The organism is Kribbella sp. NPDC056951, from assembly GCF_042674205.1.
Classification (GTDB): domain Bacteria; phylum Actinomycetota; class Actinomycetes; order Propionibacteriales; family Kribbellaceae; genus Kribbella; species Kribbella yunnanensis.
In genome coordinates this window covers 1,088,500-1,114,486 of sequence record NZ_JBHUQZ010000001.1, presented here as the reverse complement: position 1 = coordinate 1,114,486, position 25,987 = coordinate 1,088,500, and the positions used below count along the sequence as shown (strand labels likewise).

Here is a 25,987-nt window from a genome sequence, read left to right as displayed (position 1 = left end):
TCTCATGCGCAAATTAGTTGCTCTTGGCACCACTGCCGTTCTGCTGACCGCGGGTCTTTCCACGCCGGCCTGGGCTGCGGCTCCCGAAGCGCCTACCGACGTGCAGGTGGCGTGGGTGGACGGGCGGGTCCGGATCAGCTGGCAGGACCAGGGCGAGGCGAATACGGTTCGGGTCGAGTATCCGGATCGGCCGCTGATTCAGGTGGTTGAGTTCACGGAGGCGGGTGCGCCGAACGAGGCGTTCGTGAACAGGTTCGTGGACGACAACCGGGTTCGTGTGACGGTGACGACGAAGGACGGCGGCGAGCAGAGTACGGCGACGCCTTCGGCGTGGTTCGACGCGCGGTGGGCGACTGACGGTGAACGGGTTGCCCGTCCTCGCCACCACCAGCAAGCCCTTCGTTCTCACGATTCGCTAGGAAGCCAACTTCATGCGTAAATCAATCGCTATCAGTAGCGCCGCCCTCCTGCTGACCGCGGGTTTGTCCACGCCTGCTTGGGCTGCTGAGGCGCCTACTGATGTGCAGGTCGCCTGGGCGGGGGACAAGGTTCGGGTGACCTGGCAGGACAGCGGGGACGCGAACGAGATCTGGACGTCCTACCCGGGGACCGGGTTCGTCGAGACGAGCGGCCGAACGGTAGCCGGCGGGGCCAATGAGCTTCTGATCGACAGGTCGAGGTTCATGAACAGGGATCGGGTTCTGATCCGGGTCTTGGTGCGAACCCCGGAGGGGGAGAACGGACCGTCGGCGACGAGTGTGGAGTTCGATGCTCGGATTCCGGTGTATCCGATCATCGAGGACGCGAACTTGCTGGCTGACGGGTCGGTGCAGCTGGTGCGGTGGAAGCAGCCGGTGGTCGCGGACACGAACCCTGGTGACCCGCTGGACCGGCCGGCGGCGGACGAGTACCTGGGCGCCCAGGTCGTCGTACCGGGCCGACCGACGGAGAGGATGCTGATCCCGGCCGGCTCGACGTCGTACACGGTGCCTGCGAGGCCGCGGCCTGCCACGATCACCCTGTACGCCGGAAACGAGTGGCGCGAGTCGTTCCTGTCCAACGGAGACGGGCCGTGGCTCGAGCGCAAGGTCGAAGTGGGCACGATGGCGGCCTCGTTCGTCGTGCCCGCGCTGGGGACGTTCAGCCAGCAGCTCGGGATCGAGAGCACCCTCAAGTCGAACCTGACGAACATCAGCCCGCTGGTGCACCTGCAGGCTCGTCCGAACAGCAAGGCGCCGTGGAAGACCTACGGCCGGTACGACGGCAACGTGCGGGAGCCGTCGTTCGACACACACATCGCGTCGCTGGGCGAGCGTCAGTACCGCCTCTGGGTCTTGCCGTCGAAGCAGGTCACCCAGTCGGCGATCAAGCTGACGTCGGCCGCGTCGACCAGCGCCAAATCCTCGAAGACGATCGCGTGGATCTACACCCGCGGAATCGTCGCCTCGAAGGCACGTGCTGGGCGGATGGTGGGTCTGAAGGTTCAGGTGCAGCCGGCGGTGGACATGAAGGCGGCGCTACAGCGGTGGGACGGCAAGCAGTGGCGGTACGCGCGCGAGTTGGCCCTGAAGAAGGGCGTGGTGAGCATTCAGTTCCGGGCCACGGCGCCGGCCGGGACGACCAGGTACCGTGTCCTCACTCCGGCGGTGAAGGTGAACGGGCTCCCGGTCCTGGCCACGAGCACTTCCTACTTCACCTTGACCGTGTACTAGGAGAGCGCTGAGTGTTACCGAAACGTGAGCAAATGATCGTTTTGATGCACTGAGAGTGACGGGCGCTAACTCAGTTCACCTGATGGCTGCCTGGTGGCACGCCGGGCGTCGTTTACGGTGCTGGAACCGTTCACCGGTCGTTTACCGGCGACGGGCCGTTCAGTCACGTGGTCTCCCTACCGTCTGTGGAAGTTCAGAAGTCTGATTCCCGCAGAAGGGCAACACTCTCGTGTCCGTGAATCGCCTGCTCCGCGTCGGCTCCGTCGCCGTGGCATCCCTCGGTGTGCTCGCTCTGAGCGCCTGTGGCAGTGACCCGGAGCCGTCCGGCTCCTCGAGCCCGAGCACGGGTTCCTCCTCGACCGGTGCGGAGTGCCCGCAGGGCACCCTGAACGCCGAGGGCTCTTCGGCGCAGAAGAACGCGATCGAAGAGGTCATCAGCAAGTACAACGAGACGTGCGACAAGGTCACGGTGAACTACAACCCGACCGGGTCCGGCGCGGGTATCAAGCAGTTCAACGCGAGCCAGGTGGACTTCGCCGGTTCGGACTCGGCGCTGAAGACCGAGTCCAAGGACGGCGGCGAGCCGGAGGCCGCGCAGGCCGCGAAGCGGTGCGCGAACAACCCGGCGCTGAACCTGCCGATGGTCATCGGCCCGGTCGCGATCGCCTACAACCTGGACGGCGTGCAGAAGCTGGTCCTGGACGGCGCGACCGCCGCCAAGATCTTCCAGGGTGACATCAAGACCTGGAACGACCCGGCGATCGCCAAGCTGAACGCGGGCGTCACGCTGCCGTCGGCGCCGATCTCGGTGTTCTTCCGTTCGGACGAGTCCGGCACCACGGAGAACTTCACCAAGTACCTGAAGGCCGCCGGTGGTGGCGCCTGGAAGGGTGAGCCGGCCAAGAAGTGGACCGGTACCGGTGCGGGCAAGGAGAAGTCCGCGGGTGTCGCCGAGGGCGTCAAGAGCACCAAGAACGCGATCACGTACGTCGAGTGGTCGTACGCCGTCGACAACAAGCTCGGCGTCGCGCAGATCGACAACGGTTCGGGCACCCCGGTCGAGCTGACCGCCGAGTCCGCCGGTAAGGCGCTGGCCGCCGCGAAGCCGGCCGGCACCGGATCCGACCTGGCGCTGAAGCTGGACTACGCGACCAAGGAGGCCGGGGCCTACCCGATCATCCTGGTCACCTACGAGATCGCCTGCAGCAAGGGCCTGCCGGCCGAGAAGACCGCGCTGGTGAAGAGCTTCCTGACCTACTTCGCCGGCAAGGACGGCCAGGGTGCGCTCACCGAGCTGAACTACGCGCCGCTCCCGGAGGAGATCCGGACCAAGGTCGACGCGGCCATCCAGACGATCAGCTGATCCAGCAGATCCGCTGATTACGACAAAGCAGTGAAGCGAGCCCCGGCCGGTCCCGAGTTCCTCGGACGACGGCCGGGGCTTCGCCTCGTCATCCCGCACCGCACACAGCCCGACGACGACCCCAGGCGCTTGGAGCACCATCAATGAGTAGTCCAGACGGCACGGAACCGCCCGACCGGCCGGCGGAACCGGCTGCCTCCGGAGCAGAACCACGGATCGAGGACCTGGTCGACACCACCGGCCCGGCGTCCGTGCACTTCGAGACGTTGACCGACGAGCACGACGACGGCGCCCGCCCCGCGGCCCCGGAACCTGAGCAGAGCAAGGAGAAGCTCGAGCTCGGCCCGGTCGGTCACCTCGGCGACCGGCTGTTCTCCGGCCTGGCCCGGGGATCCGGCGGCCTGGTGGTCGCGATCGTGGCGTTCGTCGGCATCTTCCTGCTGGCGCTGGCGATTCCCTCGCTCGCCGACAACAAGAGCAGCTTCCTGTTCTCCCGGATCTGGGAGCCGGGCGGCGCCGAGCCGCGGTTCGGTATCGCGGCGCTGTTCTACACCACCGTGATCAGCTCGATCATCGCGATGCTGATCGCGGTCCCGATCGCGATCGGGGTCGCGCTGTTCGTCACGTACTACGCACCCAAGCGGCTCGCGGCACCGGTCGCGCACGCGGTCGACCTGCTGGCCGCCGTACCGTCGATCATCTACGGCCTGTGGGGCATCCTGTTCTTCGCCCCGATCCTGCGGCCGGTGATCAACGGCCTGTCCACTGCGCTCGGCTGGATCCCGTTGTTCGACAAGCCGCCGGGCGACAACGTCGGGGTCGTCTTCACCGCGTCCGTCGTACTGGCGATCATGATCCTGCCGGTGGTGACCGCGATCAGCCGCGAGATCTTCGCGCAGACACCGATCTCGCACCGCGAAGGCGCGCTGGCACTGGGCTCCACCAAGTGGGAGATGATCCGGATGGCAGTCCTGCCGTACGGACGCTCCGGTGTGACGAGTGCCGCGATGCTCGGCCTCGGCCGGGCCCTCGGTGAGACCGTCGCCGTGCTGATCATCCTGTCGGTGCCGAACGGCAACGACCCGTGGAACTCGTCGATCTTCGCCGGTGGTGAGACGTTCGCGTCGAAGATCGCCAACAACGCCGCCGAGTTCGACTCGCCGGAGAAGACCGGTGCCTACATCGCGGCCGGCCTGGTGCTGTTCGTGGTGACCTTCCTGGTCAACTCCGCGGCCCGCCTGATCGTCGCCCGCAGCGCGCCCGGCGCCAAGCGCCCGAAGCGCAACCGCCGCGCCGGTACGACGGCCGCCGCCGAAGGAGCCTCGTCATGACCGCAGTCATCGAGAACAGGCCGGCGTACGACGGCAAGGAGCTGGACCTCACCGGGAAGTCGGGGCTGCGCGCCTTCAAGAACACGCTGGCCACCGTGCTGATCGTCGCCGCCTTCGTGGTCGCGATCATCCCGCTGCTGTGGATCCTCTGGACCGTTGTCAGCAAGGGATATCACCTCCTGCTGAGCGCGGACTGGTGGAGTCAGTCGCAACGCGGCGTCACCGTACGTCGTGAGGGTGGCGGCGCCTATCACGCGATCATGGGCACGCTGATCATGTCGCTGATCACCGCGGTCATCGCGGTTCCGATCGCGATCATGGGCGCGGTCTACCTGGTCGAGTACGGCAAGGGCACGCGGGCCGCGCGGGCGGTCAGCTTCATGATCGACATCCTGACCGGTGTCCCGTCGATCGTCGCGGCACTGTTCGTCTATGCGGTCTGGATCACGATCTTCGGCTTCAACCGGGTCGGGTTCGCGGTGTCGCTGTCGCTGGTGCTGCTGATGCTGCCGGTCGTACTGCGTTCCACCGAGGAGATGCTGAAGCTGGTGCCGGACGAGCTGCGGGAGGCGTCGTACGCGCTCGGGGTGCCGAAGTGGAAGACGATCCTGAAGGTGGTCGTGCCGACCGCGTTCGGCGGCATCGTCACCGGCGTGATGCTCGGTCTGGCCCGGGTGATGGGTGAGACCGCGCCGCTGCTGATCCTGGTCGGCTACTCGAAGAACATCAACCTGAATCCGTTCGACGGGTTCCAGGGCGCGTTGCCGACGATGATCAACCAGGACCGCACCGAGCTGGCCTTGCAGCCGGCCGCGGATCGCGTCTGGGCGGCGGCTCTGACGCTGATTCTCCTGGTCCTTGCCCTCAACCTGCTGGCCCGGCTGGTTGCCCGGTTCAGCACCATCAAGTCGAAATAGTCAGAGAGGTTCTGAGTCGATATGGCTAAGCGCATCGAGGTCAGCGGCCTCAACGTCTACTACGGCGATTTCAAGGCCGTCGAGGATGTGTCGATGACGATCGAGCCCCGCTCGGTCACCGCGTTCATCGGCCCGTCCGGCTGCGGCAAGTCCACCTACCTGCGGACCCTGAACCGGATGCACGAAGTGATCCCGGGGGCCCGCGTCGAGGGCAAGGTGCTGCTGGACCAGCAGGACCTGTACGCCAACGGCGTCGACCCGGTCGCCGTACGGCGGGTTGTCGGCATGGTGTTCCAGCGGCCGAACCCGTTCCCGACGATGTCGATCTTCGACAACGTCGCGAGCGGCCTGAAGCTGAACGGGGTCAAGGACAAGAAGAAGCTCACCGAGGTGGTCGAGTCGTCGCTGAAGGGCGCGAACCTCTGGAACGAGGTCAAGGACCGCCTGGACAAGCCGGGCGCCGGTCTGTCCGGTGGTCAGCAGCAGCGGCTGTGCATCGCCCGGGCGATCGCGGTCGAGCCCGAGGTGATCCTGATGGACGAGCCCTGCTCGGCCCTGGACCCGATCTCCACGCTGGCGATCGAGGACCTGATCGAGAAGCTCAAGGACCGCTTCACCGTGGTGATCGTCACGCACAACATGCAGCAGGCGGCCCGGGTCTCGGACCAGACGGCCTTCTTCAACCTGGCCGCGACCGGTAAGCCGGGCCGGCTGATCGAGATGGCGGCCACCAAGCAGATCTTCTCGAATCCGACCGAGAAGGCCACCGAGGACTACATCACCGGCCGCTTCGGCTGATCACAGAGAATCACGTCCCCGCGCCAGGCGGCGCGGGTACGTGACCCTGAACCCGTGGCCCAGATAGTCTGCGGGGATTCTTCGATGTCTCAGAAGGGACTGTGGTGAGCACTCCGACGCCTCCCGGCGATGATCAGAACGACCCCCAGGACACTCCTGGCCAGACTCCGGGCGGCCAGCCGGGGCAGTACGGCCAGCCTGGCTACGGCCAGCAGCAGCCTGGTTCCTACCCGGGTCAGCCCGGGCAGTACGGCCAGCCGCAGCAGCCTGACTATGGGCAGCAGCAGCCGGGCTACGGCCAGCAGCCCCCGCAGGCTCCGGGCTACGGCCAGCAGCAGCCGGGTGCCGGTGGCTACGGCCAGCAGCCGGGTCAGCCGGCAGCCGGTGGCTACGGCGCCTACCCGGGCGGCCAGAACCAGGGCTACGGCTACGGTGCACAGGCTGCCCCGAGCAACACCCCGATGATCCTGTCGATCATCGGCATCGTGTGCTGGTTCTGCTGCTCCCCGGCCGCCATCGGCCTGGGTCTGTTCGCGCAGAGCAAGTACCGCGAGCAGGGCCAGTCGGACACGCTGGCCAAGGTGACCTGGATCGGCGGTATCGCGTTCCTGGTCCTCGGCATCATCTCGTACGCCACCGGTCTCGTCGGCCGCTGACGTTCACGCTCGAAGGGCGCCGGGTAGCACTCGCTACCCGGCGCTCTTCAGTTCAGGTTGCGAGCGACGCCGTACACGATCATCAAGGCGATCACGGCCTTGGTGAGCCAGTCCACGACCCGCGGGCTCATGCTGATCCGGGGCAGCTTCACCAGCCGCAGTGCCTCCAGGGCCCACGCCAGCACCTGGTAGCCGACGGCAAGGCCGATCAGCGGTCCCAGGACCAGTACGACGGGGTTGAAGTGCCAGGCGGCGTTCAGATCGCCACGGAGTAAGGCGGCAGCCATCCGGGTCGATCCGCAGAGTGGACAGTTCAGACCGGTGGTGGCGTGCAGGATGCACGGGATGCCGAGCCCGGTCAGCTGGTAGACCCCGGCGAGCGCGAAGCCGCCGACCCCCACCAGCGCGAGCCCCTGCACCCGTCGGTCCACCGGCACGACCGGTCCCGTAGGGCGGATTACGACGCCATCACTCACCGCACCACAGTAACCTGCCTTGCAGCCCGCAGCAGTGCACCAGAGAGGAATCCCAGGTGACCACCCCTCCGTACGGCGGCCCCACGCCGCCCGGTCAGCCGAATCAGTACCCGCCTGGTCAGCCCAACCAGTACCCGCCGGGCCAGCCGGGTGGCGGGTTCCAGCCGGCCGGGCAGATCCAGCCGGGCTACAACCCTTATGGGCAAGGCCCTTCGGGACAGGGCAACTTCCGCTATGCGCTCCCCGGTGATCCGGTCGGCTTCACAACGCGCGTCGGCGCATCCCTGATCGACGGTTTCGTGCAGGGGATTCCGGCCGGGATCGGGCTGATCGTCACCATCGCGATGCACACCTCGGATGCCGCCGGAGCTCCGCTGTCGCTGGGATTCCTGGGCAGTTTCGTGATCTGGTTCCTGAACCGGGTCATCCAGCAGGGCCGCACCGGCCAGTCGCTCGGCAAGAAGATCACCGGCAGCCGGGTGATCAGCATCGAGACCGGCGAACGGATCGGATTCGGCGCGAACCTCGGCCGCGAGATCTGCGCCTACTTCTTCAACTACCTCTGCTTCATCAACCTGCTCTGGCCGTTGTGGGACGAGAAGCAGCAGACCTGGCACGACAAAGTCGTCAACGACATCGTCGTCAGCACCTGAGACAGGACACACCAATGACTGCACCGTACTTTCAGCCGAACAACGAATGGGCTCCGCTGGCGGAGTGGGGGCCGCGGGTCGGGGCAGGGCTCGTCGACGGGCTGATCCAGAACCTCCCCGTTGCCATCGGCTACATCTTGTTCATCGTGAACGTCTTCTCCCGGGCGGACCTGGAGAACGACGCACCGGAGGCCTGGGCCGTGCTCGCGTTCCTGGCCGGTATGGCGATCAGCTTCGGCCTGTGGCTGTGGAACCGCGTGTTCCGCCAGGGCAACACCGGCCAGAGCATCGGCAAGAGCGTGCTGAAGATCCGTCTGATCGACGGTGTCTACAACCAGCCGGTCGGCCCGGGTAAGGCGCTCGGCCGCGAGCTCCTCAGCTGGGTCTTCGCCTACGCCCCGCTGATCGACGTACTGTGGCCGCTCTGGGACGAGAAGAAGCAGACCCTGCACGACAAGGTGCTCAACACGTACGTCGTGATCGACACCCAGCGCTAGCGGTCAGTGGGACAGCAGGAACCCGGCACAGGTCACTGCCCAGAGCACACTGGTGAAGCTGCCGATGATGAAGCGCTCCGCGACCGCCTGCGGGGTGACGGAGGCGGGCTGGTCCGGACTGCGCAGCTCGGGATAGCGGGCCAGTCCCTTGATGGCCAGCACGATGGCCAGCCCCTCCGGCCAGCCGGCCACCAGGGCCGCGAAGATCGCACCACGCTCGAGTGAACCGATCAGAGCGCCGCCTCGCAGCACCTCACCGGCCTTCTGCGTCGACTGCGCCCGAGTGTTGCCTCGGTCCACCAGAGCGAGCACAGAGGTCGTCAGCGGGCCGCCACCGGTCACTGCGAGCCCGCCAGCCAGTAGAAGCAATACGTTCCACCAGCGCTCCGGCCAGGACGCCACACCGTCGCCGGAGAGCAGCACCAGGCCGACCGCGACACCACAGGCCAGCATGATGCCGCTGAGCACGATCTCCAGCGTGGCACCGGCCTTCGGCACCCAGGCCAGTACGGCGAACAGCAGCCCACCGGCCGTGAGTGCCAGGACAAGTGCCGTCACGCAGCGACCTCGGCGCGACTGAGCAGTTCGGACGCCAGCACCCGGCCACGCTGCTCCTCGGCCACTCCGGCCGCCTGAGCCCGTTGGGTTACCGCAGATTGGCTGATCCCCAGTTTCACGCCGATCTCCCGTCGTGTCAGTCCCTCGGCCAGCAGGTCGGCGACGGCCCACCCGCGGTCACTACGCCGGCGCAGTACCGACGCCATCAACCACAGCACCGTTTCCACCTGATCGGCAAGCTGGGCGTCGGATCCGCACACATTGACATGATGCGGGCTGAACTTCGCCTTCGTCACCGCGTCCCGGGCATGGACGAACGCGTCCCCGTTACCCGCCCTGGTACTGCGCGGGAGCGGTTCGATGACGTCGCCGATCCCGAGCCCGACGTACCAGGAGTCGCGGCGGAGCAGCTCGACGACCAGGTCGATGGTTGCCTTGGCCTCCGAAAGCACGCCCTGTACCTCGTCGCCGGCGGTCCGCTCGAACTTGCGGATCAGGCCGGGCACGCGGGGTCTGCGGTTCAGATTGATCAGTAGCTCGGGTACGAGATCGCCGCTGATTCTGCTGCCTCGCTGATCTACCGTGAGAACGAAGAGCACTGTCCCGCACCTCCTTCCAACGGAGTTAAGGCTACAGTCTTATTCACGCTGAGTGAAGGCGAAAACCTGAATCGGTTCACCCAATCACTCTCGGTGATCACCCCGCGGGACAGCTGATTCCCCAATTCTCCGCTCAAACCGGCCACTTCGGCATCTCGACTCGCGCGCCAATTTCACAGCGCGTAAGGCTGAAAAGGCCGGTTTTCGCGCCCGAAGGCCCTCCAAAACCGCTTCAGACCGCGGTTTCGGAGGGCCCGTTGCTCAGTCCGCCAGCGGCAGGTAGAGCTTGCTGTCCTTGGCCTTGAAGGTCTCGGACATCTCGGTGAAGCCGGCCTCGATCGCCTCGGTCGAGGTCAGGCCGTGCTCCTCGGCGTAGGCGCGGATATCCGCGGTGATCCGCATCGAGCAGAACTTCGGCCCGCACATCGAGCAGAAGTGTGCGGTCTTGGCCGGCTCGGCCGGCAGTGTCTCGTCGTGGTAGGACCGCGCGGTGTCAGGATCCAGCGAGAGGTTGAACTGATCCTCCCAGCGGAACTCGAACCTGGCCGTGGACAACGCGTCGTCCCAGGCCTGCGCTCCCGGATGCCCCTTGGCCAGATCGGCAGCGTGGGCGGCGATCTTGTAGGTGATCACCCCGGTCTTCACGTCGTCGCGGTCCGGCAAGCCGAGGTGCTCCTTCGGCGTGACGTAGCAGAGCATCGCCGTACCGAGCCAGCCGATCTGCGCCGCACCGATGGCGCTGGTGATGTGGTCGTAGGCCGGCGCCACATCGGTTGCCAACGGCCCCAAGGTGTAGAACGGCGCCTCGCCGCAGAGCTCCTCCTCGAGTCGCACGTTCTCCGCGATCTTGTTCATCGGCACGTGCCCCGGGCCCTCGATCATCACCTGTACGTCGTGCTCCCAGGCGATCTTGGTGAGCTCCCCCAGCGTCCGCAGCTCGGCGAACTGGGCCTCGTCGTTCGCATCCGCGATACAGCCCGGGCGAAGTCCGTCGCCGAGTGAGAACGTCACGTCGTACTCACGCAGGATCTCGCACAGCTCGGCGAAATGCGTGTACAGGAAGGACTCCTGGTGATGCGCGAGGCACCACGCGGCCATGATCGAGCCGCCGCGCGAGACGATGCCGGTGATCCGCCGGGCGGTCAACGGCACGTACCGCAGCAGTACGCCGGCGTGCACGGTCATGTAGTCGACGCCCTGCTCGCACTGCTCAATCACCGTCTCGCGGTAGACCTCCCAGTTCAGCGCGGCCGGATCGCCCTTCACCTTCTCCAGCGCCTGATAGAGCGGCACGGTGCCGATCGGGACGGGCGAGTTCCGCAGGATCCACTCACGGGTCTCGTGGATGTTCTTGCCGGTGGACAGGTCCATCACAGTGTCCGCGCCCCAGCGGGTGGCCCAGACGAGCTTCTCGACCTCGTCCTCGATCGAGCTGCTGACGGCGGAGTTGCCGATGTTCGCGTTCACCTTCACCAGGAACTTCTTGCCGATGATCGCCGGCTCGACCTCCGGGTGCCGCCGGTTCACCGGGATGACGGCCCGGCCGCGGGCCACCTCGGACCGGACGAACTCCGGATCCATGTTCTCCCGCAAGGCGACGTACCGCATCTCCTCGGTGATGGTGCCGGCTCGCGCATGCGCCAGCTGGGTCAGGTTCTCCCGGCCGGCGATCCACTCGCGCCGCAGCGCGGGCAGACCGGTCTGTACGTCGATCTGCGCGGTCGCGTCCGTGTACGGCCCGGACGTGTCGTACAGGTCGAAGTGCTCGCCGTTGGTGAGGTGGACACGACGCGCCGGGACTCCCAGCTCGCCGCGGTAGATCTTCTCGGAGCCCGAGATCGGGCCGGTGGTGACAGTCGGTCGTACGGTGCCGATGGTTGTCACTTGCTGCTCCCTACGCCGGAATTACCCGGACAGGTTCGGCGGTCGGCGGCGCCGGAATCCTCCAGCCGCCCTCTCAGCCCACTACGGTGCGAGCTCCCGCGATCTCTAGTTATCACCGGCAGCTTAGTAGCATTCGTGGATGCGCGACTTTGTGTACCCACCGGTGGTCGGCTTCGCCCGTACGGCGTTCAAGGTGCTGGACGTGAACTTCCAGCTCTCCGGGACCGAGAACGTGCCCCGGACCGGCGGTGCGGTGATCGCGCTGAACCACATCAGCTACGTCGACTTCATTCTGGGCGGGTACGGCGCTCTGCCGAGCAAGCGGCTGGTCCGGTTCATGGCCAAGGAGGTGCTGTTCCGCAACCGCTGGTCCGGTCCGCTGATGCGTGGGATGCACCACATCCCGGTGGACCGCGGTGCGGGAGCGGCGTCGTACGAGCATGCTCTGCGGCACCTGCGCGCCGGTGAGGTGGTCGGCGTGTTCCCGGAGGCGACGATCAGCCGGTCGTTCGAGCTCAAGGAGTTCAAGTCCGGCACGGTCCGGATGGCTGCTGAGGCCGGCGTACCGGTGATTCCGCTGATCCTGTGGGGCACCCAGCGGATGCTCACCAAGGACCATCCGAAGGACTTCTCCCGGCACCGCACGATCGCGATCACGGTCGGTACGCCGATGTCCGTGACCACGGACGACGATCCGGTCGCGGCGACCGCCGTACTGCGCTCGAAGATGGCCGAGATGCTCGACGACACCATCCGCGCCTACCCGGAGCAACCGCCGGGCGCGTGGTGGTTGCCGGCGGCCTATGGCGGCTCCGCACCGACGCCTGAAGAGGCGGATCGGCTGGACCGCGAGGAGCTCGCGCGGCGCGCGGAGCGGCAGCAGTAACTCCGGACAAGGCCTTGACCCTCGGCGGTCGATGAGGGTACGAAGGGCACTTGTTATTGACAAGGCAGGAATCTGGGGGATTTCTGTGCTGCTTGCCTTGTGCTGGGCGGGGGAAGGTTTTTGTTCGAATCACCGGAAGAACTGCGCCTGTTCGATCCCGGGACGCTGCAGATCGCGCCACACGTGGCGGAGCACCTCCCGGACGCCGGGGGCTACTTCATCGACTGGTCCAGCCAGGGTCTGGATGCAGAGCGGGCCCGCGAGGTCGAGGCCGCCGTCAACGGCCGCCGCTGCGCGAACGGCTGGTTCCCGTTGGAGAGCCTGGACAGCATCGGCCACCGCGGCTACTGGCGTGGTCCGCTGACCTATCTGGCTCAGATGACTGCCGACGACGCAGCCATCCTGCAGGAGTGGGCCGGTCGCGGCCTGACCGGTGAGAACCGGCAGCGCATCGAGGCGACCGTCAACCACCTGCTGCACCAGCAGGGTCATGCTGCCGCAGCGACGTGGGCCGTGGCGGTCCGTCCCCAGGCTGGTCTGGACGCGGGCGAGCTGGGCGACCGGCTCTTCGCAGCCTGGGAGCAGAACCTCGACGCAGTGCGCACCAAGGACGTGGCCAAGGCAGTGCGTAGGTGGAACCGCTAATGGAACTGCGGGATTATCAGGTAGAGGCCGTAGAGCACCGCAGCTAGGCACGCTGCGAAGCACAGCGACGCCACTGCGGTGTCCAGCATCGCCGGCGGCCGCTTCTCGTCGATTGCCACCGCTCGCCGCCCCATAGCGGTCACACCGAAGGCGAACAGCACCGCCAGCCCCACTCCGAAGAGCAGGCTGACCAGCGCCACTTCACCAAGACCGGTCCAGTTGATGTGCATCGCCCTACTCCTCTCAGACCGCCGCGGTCGCCGAGGAGGCGGCCCGGGTGCTCGGGTACTCGTTCACGTTGGACGAAGTCACCGGCTTGCGCCGAGAGGCGACGTACAGGCCGCCACCGGCACCCACAGCCAGTACGGCGATCAGCGCGACCCCGAGGTTGCCGGAGTTCGCCACGCGGCCGGCCAGCGCGCCAACGATCGCGGCGGCGGGCAGCGTGAACAGCCAGGCCAGTGCCATCCGGCCGGCGACTGTCCAGCGCACCTCCGCCAGCCGCTTGCCCAGACCGGCACCCAGGATGCTGCCGGAGCAGACCTGCGTGGTGGAGAGCGGGAAGCCCAGGTGCGACGACGCCAGCAGCACTGCGGTCGAACTGGTTTCCGCGGCAAAGCCCTGCGGCGACTCGATCTCGGCCAGCCCCTTACCCATCGTGCGGATGATCCGCCAGCCGCCGAGGTACGTGCCGAGGGCGATCGCCAGACCGGCGGCGAAGATCACCCACAGCGGCGGCCGCGAGCCCTGCGCCAGGCTGCCGGAAGTGATCAGGACCAGCGTGATGATGCCCATCGTCTTCTGCGCGTCACCGGTGCCGTGCGCCAGTGAGACCAGCGAGGCGGAGGCGATCTGACCGGCACGGAAGCCGTCGTTGACGCTCTTCTTCCGGGCCCGCGCAGTGATCTTGTACGCGAGGTAGGTGCCCAGCAGGGCGACCACTCCGGCCACGACCGGCGCTGCGACAGCCGGAACGATGATCTTCTGCACCACGGTGCCGAAGTTGACCGCGCCGCTACCGGCCGCGATCCAGGTCGCCCCGATCAGACCACCGAACAGTGCGTGCGACGACGAGCTCGGCAGACCGAGGTACCAGGTCAGCAGGTTCCACAAGATCGCGCCGACCAGGCCGCCGAAGATGATCGGGACGGTCACGAGCGTGTCGTCGACCAGTCCGCTCGAGATCGTCTTGGCCACCTCGGTGGAGATGAACGCCCCGACCAGGTTCAGTACGGCGGACAGTCCGACCGCGACCTTGGGTCTGAGTGCGCCGGTGGCGATCGATGTCGCCATCGCGTTGGCGGTGTCGTGGAAGCCGTTGGTGAAGTCGAACACCAGCGCGGTGATGATCACCACGACGACGAGAAACGACAGATCCATCTCGATCACATCCCTGGGCGGACGAGTGGGGCCTCGTCCGACCGTAGGGGCGGTGGATGAATTCGAAATGAATGGGATTCGGGGATTACTCGAGGATGAAGTGTGCGAGGGCGTAGCAGCCGGCGGCGACCAGGCCTGCGGCCGGGATGGTCAGCACCCAGGCGGTGACGATGCCCTTCGCGACACCCCAGCGGACGGCGGACAGGCGCTTGGTGGCGCCGGCGCCCATCACCGCGCTGGTGATCGTGTGGGTCGTGGAGACCGGCGCGTGCAGGCCGATCGCCATCACGTACAGCACCGTGGCCGCAACCGCCTCGGAGGCGAAGCCGCGGGCCGGGTCGAGGTGGATGATCCGGCGGCCCAGGGTCCGCATGATCCGCCAGCCGCCGGAGTACGTCCCGAGCGAGATCGCGGTCGCGGCGGACAGCTTGACCCACAGCGGGATGCCGTCACCCTTCGAGACATGACCGGTGGTCAGCAGCGCCAGGAAGATGACACCCATCGTCTTCTGCGCGTCCTGCAGACCGTGGCCGAGCGCCATCGCCGCGGCCGACAGCGACTGCGCGAGCCGGAAGCCCCGGGTGGTCTTGCCGGGATTCTTGCGCCGGAAGATCCACAGGATCGCGGTCATCAGCACGAAGGCGCCGAGGAAGCCGATGGCCGGTGACATCACCATCGGGATGACGACCTTGTCGACGATTCCGGACCACAGCACGACACTGCTCGAGGCGAGACCGGCGCCGACCAGGCCACCGATCAGCGCGTGCGACGAGGAGCTGGGCAGGCCGAAGTACCAGGTGATCAGGTTCCAGGTGATGGCGCCGATCAGCGCCGACAGGACGATCACCAGGCCGTGCTGCCCGGTCGGCGTGTTGATGATTCCCTTGCCGACGGTCTCGGCGACCTCGGTGCCGATCAGGGCGCCGACGAAGTTGCACACCGCGGCCATCACCAGGGCCACCCGCGGGGTCAGCGCCCGGGTCGAGATCGAGGTCGCGATCGCGTTCGCCGCGTCGTGGAAACCGTTGGTGTAGTCGAAGGCCAGTGCGATCGCGACGACCGCGATGACGAGCGCGAACTCCACGCTCAGCTCTCCTTGACGGCGATCTGCTCGACCGTGTTGGCGACGTGCTCGAACGCGTCGATCGCAGCCTCCAGCAGGTCGACCACGGTCTTCAGCTTCAGCACGGTGAGCGTCTCGTACTCACCGCTGAACAGCTTGGCGATGATCCGGCGGTGCACCGCGTCACCGGTGTTCTCCAGCCGGTTGATCTCGATCCAGTACTCGGCCAGGTCCTTCATGGTGCGCAGCCGCGGCATCGTCTCCGCGGTCAGTTGCGCGGCCCGCTGCAGGACCTCGATCTGCTCGGCGACCTCCTCCGGCAGCTTCTCCAGGTTGAAGAGGTGGACGGTGTCCACCGCCTCCTCCATGAAGTCCATGACGTCGTCGAGGTCGGAGGCCAGCCGGTAGATGTCCTCGCGGTCGAACGGGGTCACGAACGTCGAGTTCACCCGGCGGATGATCGAGTGCGTGGTCTCGTCCGCGGCGTGTTCGGCGTCCTTCATCTGGACGGCGATCTGATGACTGGCCGACAGGCCGGTGCCCGCGGTACTGCCGAGCAGTTCGGCGAGGATGCGAGCTCCGTCCACGAGGTGGTTGGCGGACTCGGTGAAAAGGTCGTAGAACGTCGGGTCGTTCGGACGCAGACGTAACGGCACTTCAAGCTCCGGGTGAACGAGGGACAAACCGTTGATCATGCTAGGGGGAACAGCCCGCGGTTCTTGCATCCGCGGGGTCAACGTAGCGCGTCGGGGTGAACTAGTTCACTAGGAGATGACTACCGAGTAATCAATTGGTATCAGCGTGTGACCACGGCATAGAGGTCGAAGAGACCGACCACCAGCACCAGCCCGGCGGCGATCCGGAGCACCCGGTCGTGGCCGAGGGCGGGGACCGCGGCACCCTGCGCATGCCGGTAAACAGCGCTCACCGCCGCCCAGCAGCCCAGCGAAAGCACCAGTACGACGATGCCCAGGCCGGTGCGGACATCGGACGAACCGTGGCCGGAGGCAAGCAGCAGGATGCCGTTGGCGATCAGACCGAGCGAGGTCCGGCGCCAGGCGAGCAGGGTGCGCTCGGGCTGCAGTCCGGGGTCCGGTGTGCTCATCGCCACATTGCGAAGATCAGGCCCACCAGACCGGCCACGGCGATGGTTGCCGCGAGCATCAGGGGCAGTCTGGTCACCGGCAACGGCTCACCGCGCCGCATGGCGACCACGTTCTGTTGCCAGCGGCGCAGTGCGCCGAAGGTCGTGACCAGTCCGGCGCTGACCAGGATCAGTCCGATGATGCGGGCCGGCCAGCGGTCCAGTCCGAGGTCGAGAAACTGCACGGCCGAGAGTCCACCGGCATAACAGGCCAGTGATGTCCGCAGGTACGCCAGATAGGTCCGCTCGTTGGCCAGAGTGAACCGGTAATCAGGCTCCTGCTCCTCCGGCATCAGCAGGTCACCAGACCGTGCTTCTGCTTGAGCGCGAGCACCCGCCGTACGCTCTGGTCGAGCTGTGCGGCGAACGCCTTGTCCTGCTGGGCCTTCGCGACCAGTGCGTTCACCATGGCGGCCGTGAGATTCGCTGCGCCGTTGATGACGATGTCGCCACCAGCTGCGATGACCCGGGTCGCACGCTGACCGGCCGGCACGCTCGCCACGTTCGCCGCCGCGCCGACATCGTCGGTGATCACAACGCCGCCGTACCCGAGGTCGCCGCGGATCATGCCCTGGATGACGGTCTTGGAGAACGCCGCCCGGTTGTCGGGGTCGATCTTGGTGTACGTGACCGTGGAAACCATCAGCATCTCGCTACCGGCCTCGATCCCGTCCGCGAACGGCTGCAGGTCGTCGTCGCCGCGGACGGTGACGTTGTCGAACACGTTCGCCGAGAAGTCGGTATTGCCTTTGACCTTGCCGATACCGGGGAAGTGCTTCACCGAGGTGATCACACCGCTCTTGGCCATCCCCCGGACGAACGCCTGCACCGGCGGCCCGACCTCGGCCGCCGTGTTACCGAACTCGCGGTCCAGACTGCCGATGGGCGCGTTCTGCTTCTTCAGAGACGCCGGTACGACGTCGGCCACCGGAGTGAGGTTGGTATTCACCCCAGCCTGCTTGAGCTGGCCGGCCCACTGCGTCGCCCGGGCGGTGAGCTTGTCACTCGTCCACGTGCCTTGCACCGTCGCCGATGGGATGCGGGTGAAGCCAGAGCCCTTCAGACGCTGGACCTGACCACCTTCCTGATCCGCTGCCACCAGCGGCCGAATACCGTCGACCGTGGCGGCGGTCGTCGCGGCGGCGGTCGCCGTACGGGTGTGTGCCAGGCTGCCGCCCGGACCGAGCAGCAGGACGCCGCCGGGCTTCTGCTTCTGGATGATCGACCGCTGCGCCGAGGTCATGCCGTTGGCGCCCATGCCGGTCATGATCAGCTGGGCCGCGCGCTGGCGCAGTGTGAGGCTCTCCAGCTTCGCGTCGAGGCAGCTGGGCTCGGACGGCGTCTCGGTCGGGGTTGTCGTTGGCTGCGCTGTGGTCTTCGGTGGCAGCGGTACCGACGATGACGGGACTGTGCTGGGTCCGGCGGTCGGCGGGGACTGGCTGTCGTTGCATCCGGCCAGCAACAGCGCGGACAGTACGACGAGAGCTGTCGCGCGTGCCCGGATCATCAGCGGTCCTGGCCGGTGTTCTCAGCCAGTGCCGTGCAGATGTCGAACAGCTGCTCCACCTGCTCCGGACTCAGGGCGTCGAAGATCGCACTGCGGACCTCCTCGACATGACCGGGCGCGGAGTCCACCAACTTCTGCCGACCAACGTCGGTGAGGATCGCCACCTGACCGCGGCGGTCGGACTCGATCCCTTCACGACGCACCCAGCCGTACTGCTCCAGGCGGTTGACCGCATGCGAGAGACGACTCCGGGAACCGAGCGTCGCGATCGCGAGCTCACTCATCCGCAACCGGCCGTCTGCTGCGTCGGACAGCCGCACCAGGATCTCGTAGTACGTGTGTGGAATCCCGGCGTCACGCTGCAGCTGCTGCTCGATCCGGCTGTTCACCACGCGTTGGGCAGCGATGAACGCTCGCCACGCACGCGCCTCTTTCTCGTTCAGCCATCGGGGTTCCGCCATGCCCGCAGCGTAATCAGCAGGACTGCAACCGCACAGACCAACATGCCGAGCACTGCAAGCGCTCCGATGCTCTCGTCCAGCACAACGTAGGCCAGCAGCATCGTGGTCGGGGGCACCAGATAGAGCAGGCCGCTGACCCGCGTAGCTCCGGAAAGCTTCAAATTGACCAAGAACAAGCCCCAGCCGCCGCCTGTTGCCAACAGCACCAGCCACAGCACAGCGCCATAGAACCCTGGCTGCTGCGGAACGCTGAGCTGGTGAGTCGACGCAGCCAACGTGACGAACAGCACTGCCGACACCATGCTCTGAACACAGACGGCATCGAGTGAACTGACGGCTGATTGACGGCGACGATCCAGTACGGTGCCGGCCACCAGACCGAGCAGGCCGAGCAGCGGGATCAGGAACAGCAGCAGCGAGCCGTGGCCGGCATTCAGATCATCTGCGACCACCAGAGCGACACCGCCGAGCCCGATGACCAGTCCGGCCCATTGACGTCGGCTGACCGGCTCGCCCAACAGCGGACCGGCGACAGTCGCGATTAGCAGCGGTTGCAGCGAGCCGATCAACGCCGTCGCTCCGGCGGTGATGCCGTGGTCGATGCCGGTGAAGATCGCACCGAGGTAAACGAACTGGGTCAGGACTGCCATCCACACCTGGGTGACGAGGTCGCGGCGGGTCATCCGGGGTCGGCGGATGCTCAGGATCACTGCGCCGAGTGCTGCAGCGACCAGGTAGCGCCAGGCCAGCAGGTCGAACGCGTTCGTGTACCGCGTCCCCCAGCCGGCGCCGATGAACCCCGAACTCCAGAACACGACGAATCCGGCTCCCGCGGCCAGCGTGATCAGGCGCAGATCCGGCGTACGTCGTACTGCCTGGGTTGTCATTCCCCGACAGTAACCACACCGGTCGGTATACTGTCAGTATGCCTGTTCAGCAGATGAGACTGCTCGTCGACCGCGAAGTGCCGGTGGCGAACCGGTTGACCCCGGCCGGGACACGCATCCTGGCGGCGGCTTCGACCCTGTTCTACGAGCAGGGCATCCGGACGGTCGGGGTGGACACGATCGCGGCGGCGGCCGACGTGACGAAGAAGACCCTGTACGACCGGTTCGGTTCGAAGGATCGGCTGATTGCGGCGTACCTGGAGCATCGGAACCGCGTGTGGCACGAGTTCCTGGATGAGCAGCTCGCGGAGCGCGCACCGCAGACGCCGGAGGACGTCGTACTGGCTCTGTTCGCGGCGCTGACGGACTGGGTTGCGGGGTCGCGCAACGGGTGTGGGTTCATCAACGCGAGTGTCGAGCTCGCGGCGCCTGACCATCCGGCGATGCCGGTGATCGTCGGGCAGAAGCAGTGGATGCGGTCCGAGTTCGAAGCGCAGGCACGGCTGGCCGGGATGGCGGATCCCGGCGAGCTGGCTGATCGGCTCCTACTGCTGCACGAGGGCGCGTTGGTCAGCTTCCGGGTTGCAGCGATGGCGAATGCGACCGAGGTCGCCGGCCGCGCTGCCGCCGACATGCTTGCCGGGTGGCCGCGCCTTCACGCTTAAGCGTTGCGCCGCGAGATCGTCAGACCGACCAGGCGGGACACGACCATGGCGACGTACCCGAGACCTGCCAGTTGCTCGAGCATCACGACCGAGCGACCCCAGTTGGTGATCGGTACGACGTCACTCAGGCCGGTGCTGGACAACGTGGTGAAGCTCAGGAAGAGCAGCTCCATCCAGGTCCGGTCGTTGCTGGGGGCAACCGCTGCGATGAAGCTGCCGGGGACGAGGACCTGGACGAAGACGTACAGGTAGGCGAAACCCCAGGCCACCAAGGTGAACGTGGCACCGGTCGCGTAGAGCTCGTCGGTGCTGACGTCGTGGTCGGACAGCATGTAGCGCAGCAGGCTGTAGGCCGCGTAGAAGTAGAAGGCCGCGTGCAACACGGCGGAGACGGCCACCACCGTGTCGCTGGAGTTGTACACGTCGATGAGCGAAAGGACGACGGCCGGAATACCCAGGCCGATGCTGATCCAGGTGAGACCCGGTGTGGCGCGCACGGAGAAGACCGCGAGCACCAGTACGACGATGCCGATGATCTCGAAGCCGACGCGGCCCGCCTGGGAGTCCTGGGTCAGCGGGTAGATCACCACACCCAGCAACTGGACAACGAGCAGGACGGCCGACGGATGCCGCCGGGCGCCCGAGAACCAGCTCATCCCGCGGCCTCGTCGCCTGCCGCCGCCTGCGCCCGGTCCTGCTCACGCGAGGCGATGATGGCCTGCCGTTTGGCCAGCCGGTGACTGCGGCGGATCTCCGCCTCCCGCATCCGGCGCTGCTCCTCGTCGGTCTCCGGCACGACCTGCGGCACCTCGCGCGGCTTGCCATCCGCGTCGACCGCCACGAACACCAGGTACGCCGACGCCACGTGCACCTCGGGTCCGACCGCGTCCCACCGGTCGGCGGTGATCCGCACCCCGACCTCCATCGAACTCCGGCCGGTCCAGTTCACCTGGCTGGTGAAATGCACGACGTCCCCGACCCGGACCGGCACCAGGAACGTCATCTCGTCCATGGACGCGGTCACCGCGGGCCCACCGGAGTGCCGCGCCGCGACCACCCCGGCGACCGAGTCGACCAGCGTCATGATCACCCCGCCGTGCACAGTACCGAGCAGGTTCGTCTCGTTCTGCGCCGTGATGTGCGACAACGACAGCCGAGTCACCGAGGTCGGCCGCGACGCCGGGATGCTGGACATCTGGTCTCTCCTTCACTCCGGACCGGTTCGGTCCCGGGACCGGTTCGGTCCCGGCCGCAGAGTACCGACCAAGTTGTCCACAGGTTCGGATTGGGCGGTTGGGGCGGGGGCGAATCCTCGTATTTTCTCTGTCGAGGAGGTGCCCATGACAACCACCGAAACCCCCACAGACGCCTACCTGAGCCCCCTGACCGCCGCCCAGGTCGACCGTCTGGTCACGCTAGCGCTGTCCACCTGCCGCCGACTCGGCTTCGATCTGCACTATGAAGCCGGCGCCCTGTTCTCCCCTGGCCCCGGCCCGATCCTCGGCCTCACCAACCTGGCCCGAGCCATCGCCCACCAGGACCCGGACGACTGGCCGCAGTTCATCGACATCCACTTCATCGACCTACTCCGCCGCCTCGACCAAGGCGTCCCCGATCCCCCCGATAACCCCGCCGCCCAACTCATCCAGCGCCTGGTCCCCCGCACATCTCTCCCGCCCAACTGGGTCGCCAGCCGCCCCGACGTACTCCCCGGCCTCCTGTCCGTCCCCGCCACCCAGCAAGACCAAACCGTCACCATGTACCTCGACCCCACCGACCTAGGCCTCACCTGGTCAGCCGCCGAAGCCCTAGGCCTAGCCAACCTCCGCCGCCGCCCCGACCACCTAGACCTCCTGGAAGAAGACGACGTTCAGATCGCCCGCCTAACCGGCGACTCCTTCACCGCCTCCCGAGCCCTGGTCCTCGACACAGTCCTCCACGAAACCCTCAACCTCCCCACCCTCCCGTCCGCCGTCCTAGCCGCCGTCCCCTCCCGAGACCTCCTCCTGATCCACATCGTGAAGGACCTCTCCGTCCTCCCAGCCCTAGGCCACCTCCTCCACCTAACCGCCCGAGCCCACACCCAGGCCCCCGGCCCCCTCTCTCCCGACATCCACCTAGTCACCTTCACCCCCACCGGCCACCCCACCTGGCACCCAGCCACCACCCATTCCACCCCCACCACCCTCGCCCTCTCCCCCCAACTAACCACCCTCGTAAGCTCCCTCCCCGCCGAAGCCGACTGAGGCCCCAGCGCCCGGGCGTGCTGTGTGGAGCTCCCTCCCGCCGAACTTCTGTGCGGCCGGGCACGTCCACAGTGGCTGATCGCCACTGCGGCCGGGCTACAGAAGAGAGGAGTGGCGGGCCAGGCCTATGGCTGAGCTACTTGGCGAGGCCGGCAACCGAGCTGCACGCCGTCTACAGCTGACGGGCTGTGGTTGCCGTCGGCACCAACAGCCCCAGACCCACGCCACCACGATGGCCAGCCCCGCAGACCAACACGCCGGGAAACAGAACCCACCGACTCCAACCTCGAATCGACCGGTAGCAAACCCCGCTCCCACATCGGCTCTCTGTCAGAGGACGCGATCCCCAGCAACAACCACAACCCGTCAGCCCCAGCCAACCGCCAATCCGCCCACGAGCGACGGACACCCCGGGCAACAACAACGGACGGCCGCGCACCGGCCACGGCATCGGCATCGGCAACGGACGACTGGGCACCGGCCACGGCCACGGCATCGGCGGCTGGGCACCGGCCACGGCATCGGCATCGGACGCCCGGGCATCGGCATCGGACGCCCGGGCATCGGCATCGGCAGGGCACCGGGCACCGGCAGCGGACGGCCGGGTACCGAGAACCGGGCACGGCAACCGTTACACGGGCGACGAGAACACGGTTGCAGCCTCGCGATCCCCCTCAGCCACAAGCTCAGCCAGCCACCCTCCAGCACCACCCCGCTCAACCCCGTCGGCCCGGCTCCACCCCCAACCGACCCCGCTCGGACCAGTTCGGGCCAGTTCGGCCAGCGGCAACGGTCAGCTGTCAGACGACGTATCTCACCGACGGCAACCGAAGCCCGTCAGCCACCGGCAATCGGCAATCGGCAATCGGCACACGATCGCCGACCTCGCCATGCAGCTCAGCCACAGCCCCGCTCCGCCACCCCTCCTCAGTAAGCCGGCCGCAGCGGCGAACACCCACCGCCGTACGTCTCCGGCCGCATCCGAGCCTGCCTGCTCACGCGACCTGCGAAACGACAGGACGTATAGACCTACTAGTCGCCATCGGCACGCTCAGTACAGGCGGCGACCAGCCCGATTCGGCGTACACATCCTGTCGATCGGATGATGCGAACGCTGGTCGCCTGTGGTTTCCGGCTGTAGCTGGCGTAGGTGAACCTCCGTCGCACGACGAGTGGGCGATCGCGGGCGCCCAGACCGCCGGGACGTCCGGCCGGCTGGCAGACCGGGGTCGATATTCGCCCTATCCGGCTCAACAATCTCCCCATGCCGATTCGGGCAGGACGTGCACCACGACGAGACCGGGAATCGCGGGGCGGATCAGCTCGCGCAGTAGTACAAGCGGGTCAACAAGCACCAGCCCCGAATCCGCGAGACCGAGCAACCCACCGAGCAGGACGACCCGCAGTACCTGATCGCCGATCGCCAGTCCCGGCAAGGTCCACCCGCACTCGCCCACACCCGAACGCGGCAACCGCAGATCCAGATCCCCAACCGATCGCCTAAGCCAGCCAACGAGAGAGGACCGCAGAAGCCAGCCCACACAACAGATTGACGGGCACGGAGCTACCTCCCCCAACGCGTCGTCCCGGATCCTCGCCACATCGAGGCAACCTTCGTTGATCGGAAACTTTTGGGCGCTATTTGCCCATTTATTACCGACTAGCGATCGGGAGCGGCGTGGAGACAATCTGCCCCCGAATCGGCTTGGCATTCATCCCGATCCGAACCAGCACAGGCCCGGCTCCACGCCGATCGCCCCGTTGGCCCTCATTCGGCTCCATCGGCCCCGGTCGGCCCCGGTCGGCTCCGGTCGGCGGCTCGCCCCGGTCGGCCGGCTCGCCCGGTCGGCGGCTCGCCCCGGTCGGCGGCTCGGCCGCTCGGCTCGGCCGCTCGGCTCGCCCGGTCGGCTCGGCTCGGCTCGGCTCGGCTCGGCTCCCAGCAGGCCCCTTCCCGCACGCCAACCACAACCCGGCAACCCCAGGCGACGTGGAGCCGCGGTCGCCGGGCCTCGCCATCCGCCTCAGCCACCGCGGCGCCCAGCCACGCTTTCTTTTTAGTCGGCCGGAAGCGGCGATGAGCCACAGCGAACGTCCCCGGCCGAGTCCTTTCGCGCCTGCACCCCGACTCGACCACCAAAGGCGGCCGACAGAAACCAGAGGGTGCACCACGCGGGTGGCTGGGCTGGTTGGCGAGGCCGGCGACCGCGGCCGCACGCTGTCTGGGGCTGACGGGCTGCGGCTGGGGTGCGTGATGCTCGAGTCTTGCGTTAGTCGGAAGATTTTCGGGGGCGCCTGGACCCGATTCCGTTCCGACTAACGCGCCAGACACCCCCGAGGTCTCGGGCGACGTGGTCGCCGCCGTTGTCGGCCGGCTGACCGCACGCAACCGGTCGCAGCTGCGGCGGTTAGTCGTCAGACGACGTATCTCACCGGCGGCAACCGGAGCCCGTCAGCCCGAGGCATCGCGTGCAGCGGACGTGCGTCGACGGTGTCAATGGGCATGCGGTCGCCGGCATCGCCGAGCAGTTCAGCCACAGGGCCGGCCGGCCGCTCCTCCTTTGTAGGCCGGCCGCGGCGGCGGGCAAGGGCCGGCGTGGGGGCCGGCCGCATTCGAGTGACGGGGGATGTGCGCAGCGACAGGACGTGTAGGGGTGGCAGGCGACCTGGGACACTTAGCGGGGGTGGGGGCAGGGGGGATTTGGCGTATACGTCCTGTCGGTCGGGTGGTGATGTGTTCCGGGGGGACCTGCGGTCGGCTGACATGTGACCGAGGGCGGGGTTAGGTGAGGGTGGGCCAGGGGTGGGGTGGGGTGGTGGTGAAGAAGGCTAGGAGGTTTAGGAGGCGGCTGGTGGGTGGGGCGGTCCAGTGACGTTGGGCGGGCCAGGGGGTGGCGGTTAGTTTGCCTAGGGCCCAGGAGAGGTGGAGGTAGAGGATGCCGGCGGCTAGTTCGTCGTCGGAGACAGAAGTGGCTGTTGCGGTTAGGTATTTGGGGAGTAGGTGGGCGACTTCGGTTAGGCGGAGTTTGGCGAAGTCGTAGGCGCGGGGGCCCCAGGCGGCGTCGCCCCAGTCGATGAGGGCTTCGAAGTTGCCAGTGGCAGGGTTGACGAGAAGGTTGTGGGGGGCAACGTCTCCGTGGAGTAGGACAAGTGGCGCCGAGGGGTCGAAGCGTTGTTCTAGGCGGTCGAACCAACCCATCAACCAGTCGGCTGTGCCGGCGTCTAGATATCCACGCACAGCAAGGTCTTCGACGGTCGTGCGTGGTTCACCCCAGCCGTCCGTGGGGACGCCGGGCAGCGAAAGGCGTTCGGTGGAGTGCAGGCGGGCCAGGTCGACGACGACCTCGGAGGGTGTGGTGACTGGCTCGGTGCCGTGGACTCGTTCCATCACGACCAGCGCGCGACTCTCGGAGTATTCGAGGATGGCTGGTGTTCGGACGCCGGCCTTGCGGGCCAGCGGTACGACGAGGGTTTCCTTACGGAGGTCGTCTTCGAAGCCAACCCTCGCCACCCGGACGAACAGTCGCGGGCCGACAACGAAACCGCGATTCGCAACACCACCGGGGACTTCGGCCACCTCGGCCGGGGCGACGCCGTACCGGACTGCCAGTTGGCGTACGTCGTCCAGGATTCGATCCATCTCGGTGATCTTCGACGGGGGG

The 25,987-nt window shown here is 67.1% G+C and carries 30 protein-coding genes and 1 riboswitch; of the genes, 13 read left to right on the top strand and 17 right to left on the bottom strand.

Annotated elements, in window-relative coordinates:
- Positions 1-4 precede the first annotated feature (4 nt).
- The 7 genes from ACFTSF_RS05265 to ACFTSF_RS05235 all read left to right on the top strand — a co-directional run bounded on the left by ACFTSF_RS05265 (position 5) and on the right by ACFTSF_RS05235 (position 6,777).
- On the top strand, positions 5-439 hold the full coding sequence (locus ACFTSF_RS05265) for a hypothetical protein (protein WP_380152605.1): 435 nt from the start codon (positions 5-7) through the stop codon (positions 437-439).
- Positions 432-1,712 (top strand): hypothetical protein, encoded by a 1,281-nt coding sequence (locus ACFTSF_RS05260; RefSeq protein ID WP_380152604.1) that lies wholly within the window; start codon positions 432-434, stop codon positions 1,710-1,712. The genes ACFTSF_RS05265 and ACFTSF_RS05260 overlap by 8 nt, the downstream gene beginning before the upstream one ends.
- A gap of 235 nt (positions 1,713-1,947) precedes the next feature.
- On the top strand, positions 1,948-3,075 hold the full coding sequence (gene pstS, locus ACFTSF_RS05255) for a phosphate ABC transporter substrate-binding protein PstS (RefSeq protein WP_380152603.1): 1,128 nt from the start codon (positions 1,948-1,950) through the stop codon (positions 3,073-3,075).
- Between the two features lie 143 nt (positions 3,076-3,218).
- Complete coding sequence (pstC, locus tag ACFTSF_RS05250) at positions 3,219-4,406, top strand: phosphate ABC transporter permease subunit PstC (protein WP_380152602.1); 1,188 nt, start codon at positions 3,219-3,221, stop codon at positions 4,404-4,406.
- The gene (gene pstA / locus ACFTSF_RS05245) at positions 4,403-5,323 is read left to right on the top strand and encodes a phosphate ABC transporter permease PstA (RefSeq protein ID WP_380152601.1); all 921 of its coding nucleotides are present in this window, start codon (positions 4,403-4,405) and stop codon (positions 5,321-5,323) included. The genes pstC and pstA overlap by 4 nt, the downstream gene beginning before the upstream one ends.
- 21 nt (positions 5,324-5,344) lie before the next feature.
- Entirely contained in the window at positions 5,345-6,121 is a 777-nt protein-coding gene (pstB, locus tag ACFTSF_RS05240; RefSeq protein WP_380152600.1) for a phosphate ABC transporter ATP-binding protein PstB, read from the top strand.
- 104 nt (positions 6,122-6,225) lie between these two features.
- The gene (locus tag ACFTSF_RS05235) at positions 6,226-6,777 is read left to right on the top strand and encodes a hypothetical protein (RefSeq protein WP_344159434.1); all 552 of its coding nucleotides are present in this window, start codon (positions 6,226-6,228) and stop codon (positions 6,775-6,777) included.
- Between the two features lie 47 nt (positions 6,778-6,824).
- Here the strand turns inward: ACFTSF_RS05235 and ACFTSF_RS05230 are convergent, their stop codons facing one another.
- Positions 6,825-7,214, bottom strand: coding sequence for a DUF2752 domain-containing protein (locus tag ACFTSF_RS05230; protein WP_344159431.1), 390 nt, complete (start codon positions 7,212-7,214; stop codon positions 6,825-6,827).
- A gap of 95 nt (positions 7,215-7,309) precedes the next feature.
- Here ACFTSF_RS05230 and ACFTSF_RS05225 point away from each other — a divergent pair, with 95 nt between their 5' ends.
- Both ACFTSF_RS05225 and ACFTSF_RS05220 read left to right on the top strand, forming a co-directional pair.
- The gene (locus tag ACFTSF_RS05225) at positions 7,310-7,906 is read left to right on the top strand and encodes an RDD family protein (protein ID WP_380152598.1); all 597 of its coding nucleotides are present in this window, start codon (positions 7,310-7,312) and stop codon (positions 7,904-7,906) included.
- A gap of 14 nt (positions 7,907-7,920) precedes the next feature.
- On the top strand, positions 7,921-8,403 hold the full coding sequence (locus ACFTSF_RS05220; RefSeq protein ID WP_344159425.1) for an RDD family protein: 483 nt from the start codon (positions 7,921-7,923) through the stop codon (positions 8,401-8,403).
- Between the two features lie 3 nt (positions 8,404-8,406).
- On the opposite strand, the gene ACFTSF_RS05215 is transcribed toward ACFTSF_RS05220, so the two are convergent.
- The 3 genes from ACFTSF_RS05215 to thiC form a co-directional block, all read right to left on the bottom strand.
- Entirely contained in the window at positions 8,407-8,961 is a 555-nt protein-coding gene (locus tag ACFTSF_RS05215) for a hypothetical protein (RefSeq protein ID WP_344159422.1), read from the bottom strand.
- Positions 8,958-9,467, bottom strand: coding sequence for a SatD family protein (locus ACFTSF_RS05210; protein WP_344159419.1), 510 nt, complete (start codon positions 9,465-9,467; stop codon positions 8,958-8,960). Before ACFTSF_RS05210 ends, ACFTSF_RS05215 begins: the two co-directional genes overlap by 4 nt.
- A 354-nt stretch (positions 9,468-9,821) precedes the next feature.
- Positions 9,822-11,444 (bottom strand): phosphomethylpyrimidine synthase ThiC, encoded by a 1,623-nt coding sequence (thiC, locus tag ACFTSF_RS05205; RefSeq protein ID WP_380152596.1) that lies wholly within the window; start codon positions 11,442-11,444, stop codon positions 9,822-9,824.
- Positions 11,434-11,554: riboswitch (TPP riboswitch) on the bottom strand. Its footprint overlaps the gene before it by 11 nt.
- Positions 11,555-11,583: 29 nt before the next feature.
- Here thiC and ACFTSF_RS05200 point away from each other — a divergent pair.
- Together ACFTSF_RS05200 and ACFTSF_RS05195 are read left to right on the top strand one after the other, a co-directional pair.
- Positions 11,584-12,330, top strand: coding sequence for a lysophospholipid acyltransferase family protein (locus tag ACFTSF_RS05200; protein WP_380152594.1), 747 nt, complete (start codon positions 11,584-11,586; stop codon positions 12,328-12,330).
- Positions 12,331-12,450: 120 nt separating this feature from the next.
- Positions 12,451-12,975 (top strand): hypothetical protein, encoded by a 525-nt coding sequence (locus tag ACFTSF_RS05195; RefSeq protein WP_344159414.1) that lies wholly within the window; start codon positions 12,451-12,453, stop codon positions 12,973-12,975.
- On the opposite strand, the gene ACFTSF_RS05190 is transcribed toward ACFTSF_RS05195, so the two are convergent.
- The 9 genes from ACFTSF_RS05190 to ACFTSF_RS05150 all read right to left on the bottom strand — a co-directional run bounded on the left by ACFTSF_RS05190 (position 12,972) and on the right by ACFTSF_RS05150 (position 19,417).
- The gene (locus ACFTSF_RS05190) at positions 12,972-13,205 is read right to left on the bottom strand and encodes a hypothetical protein (protein WP_344159412.1); all 234 of its coding nucleotides are present in this window, start codon (positions 13,203-13,205) and stop codon (positions 12,972-12,974) included. The two genes, ACFTSF_RS05195 and ACFTSF_RS05190, sit on opposite strands and share 4 nt — an antisense overlap.
- A 13-nt stretch (positions 13,206-13,218) precedes the next feature.
- On the bottom strand, positions 13,219-14,355 hold the full coding sequence (locus ACFTSF_RS05185) for an anion permease (RefSeq protein WP_380152593.1): 1,137 nt from the start codon (positions 14,353-14,355) through the stop codon (positions 13,219-13,221).
- Positions 14,356-14,440: 85 nt separating this feature from the next.
- The gene (locus ACFTSF_RS05180; protein ID WP_380152591.1) at positions 14,441-15,439 is read right to left on the bottom strand and encodes an anion permease; all 999 of its coding nucleotides are present in this window, start codon (positions 15,437-15,439) and stop codon (positions 14,441-14,443) included.
- Positions 15,440-15,441: 2 nt separating this feature from the next.
- Positions 15,442-16,074, bottom strand: a complete 633-nt coding sequence (locus tag ACFTSF_RS05175; RefSeq protein WP_344159403.1) for a DUF47 family protein — start codon at positions 16,072-16,074, stop codon at positions 15,442-15,444.
- A gap of 140 nt (positions 16,075-16,214) precedes the next feature.
- Positions 16,215-16,523, bottom strand: coding sequence for a DUF202 domain-containing protein (locus ACFTSF_RS05170; RefSeq protein WP_380152590.1), 309 nt, complete (start codon positions 16,521-16,523; stop codon positions 16,215-16,217).
- Positions 16,520-16,855 carry a YidH family protein gene (locus ACFTSF_RS05165; protein WP_380152589.1) on the bottom strand — a complete coding sequence of 112 codons (336 nt, stop codon included), beginning with the start codon at positions 16,853-16,855 and terminating at the stop codon, positions 16,520-16,522. The genes ACFTSF_RS05170 and ACFTSF_RS05165 overlap by 4 nt, the downstream gene beginning before the upstream one ends.
- Positions 16,855-18,069, bottom strand: coding sequence for a glycoside hydrolase family 3 N-terminal domain-containing protein (locus ACFTSF_RS05160; protein ID WP_380152587.1), 1,215 nt, complete (start codon positions 18,067-18,069; stop codon positions 16,855-16,857). Before ACFTSF_RS05160 ends, ACFTSF_RS05165 begins: the two co-directional genes overlap by 1 nt.
- Positions 18,069-18,530 (bottom strand): MarR family transcriptional regulator, encoded by a 462-nt coding sequence (locus ACFTSF_RS05155; RefSeq protein WP_344159391.1) that lies wholly within the window; start codon positions 18,528-18,530, stop codon positions 18,069-18,071. Before ACFTSF_RS05155 ends, ACFTSF_RS05160 begins: the two co-directional genes overlap by 1 nt.
- The gene (locus tag ACFTSF_RS05150) at positions 18,509-19,417 is read right to left on the bottom strand and encodes a DMT family transporter (RefSeq protein WP_380152586.1); all 909 of its coding nucleotides are present in this window, start codon (positions 19,415-19,417) and stop codon (positions 18,509-18,511) included. The genes ACFTSF_RS05155 and ACFTSF_RS05150 overlap by 22 nt, the downstream gene beginning before the upstream one ends.
- Positions 19,418-19,455: 38 nt before the next feature.
- Between ACFTSF_RS05150 and ACFTSF_RS05145 the strand changes: the two genes are divergently transcribed.
- Positions 19,456-20,082, top strand: a complete 627-nt coding sequence (locus ACFTSF_RS05145) for a TetR/AcrR family transcriptional regulator (RefSeq protein ID WP_380152585.1) — start codon at positions 19,456-19,458, stop codon at positions 20,080-20,082.
- On the opposite strand, the gene ACFTSF_RS05140 is transcribed toward ACFTSF_RS05145, so the two are convergent.
- Complete coding sequence (locus ACFTSF_RS05140) at positions 20,079-20,738, bottom strand: potassium channel family protein (protein ID WP_380152584.1); 660 nt, start codon at positions 20,736-20,738, stop codon at positions 20,079-20,081. The two genes, ACFTSF_RS05145 and ACFTSF_RS05140, sit on opposite strands and share 4 nt — an antisense overlap.
- The gene (locus ACFTSF_RS05135; RefSeq protein ID WP_380152583.1) at positions 20,735-21,277 is read right to left on the bottom strand and encodes an acyl-CoA thioesterase; all 543 of its coding nucleotides are present in this window, start codon (positions 21,275-21,277) and stop codon (positions 20,735-20,737) included. Before ACFTSF_RS05135 ends, ACFTSF_RS05140 begins: the two co-directional genes overlap by 4 nt.
- Positions 21,278-21,422: 145 nt before the next feature.
- On the opposite strand from ACFTSF_RS05135, the gene ACFTSF_RS05130 reads away from it, so the two are divergent.
- A complete protein-coding gene (locus ACFTSF_RS05130; RefSeq protein ID WP_380152581.1) occupies positions 21,423-22,328 on the top strand; it encodes a hypothetical protein in 906 nt (301 codons plus the stop codon).
- 1,250 nt (positions 22,329-23,578) lie between these two features.
- Here the strand turns inward: ACFTSF_RS05130 and ACFTSF_RS05125 are convergent.
- Together ACFTSF_RS05125 and ACFTSF_RS05120 are read right to left on the bottom strand one after the other, a co-directional pair.
- Positions 23,579-23,764 (bottom strand): hypothetical protein, encoded by a 186-nt coding sequence (locus ACFTSF_RS05125; protein ID WP_380152580.1) that lies wholly within the window; start codon positions 23,762-23,764, stop codon positions 23,579-23,581.
- 1,343 nt (positions 23,765-25,107) lie between these two features.
- Positions 25,108-25,965 carry a phosphotransferase family protein gene (locus ACFTSF_RS05120; protein WP_380152579.1) on the bottom strand — a complete coding sequence of 286 codons (858 nt, stop codon included), beginning with the start codon at positions 25,963-25,965 and terminating at the stop codon, positions 25,108-25,110.
- Between the last annotated feature and the right edge of the window lie 22 nt (positions 25,966-25,987).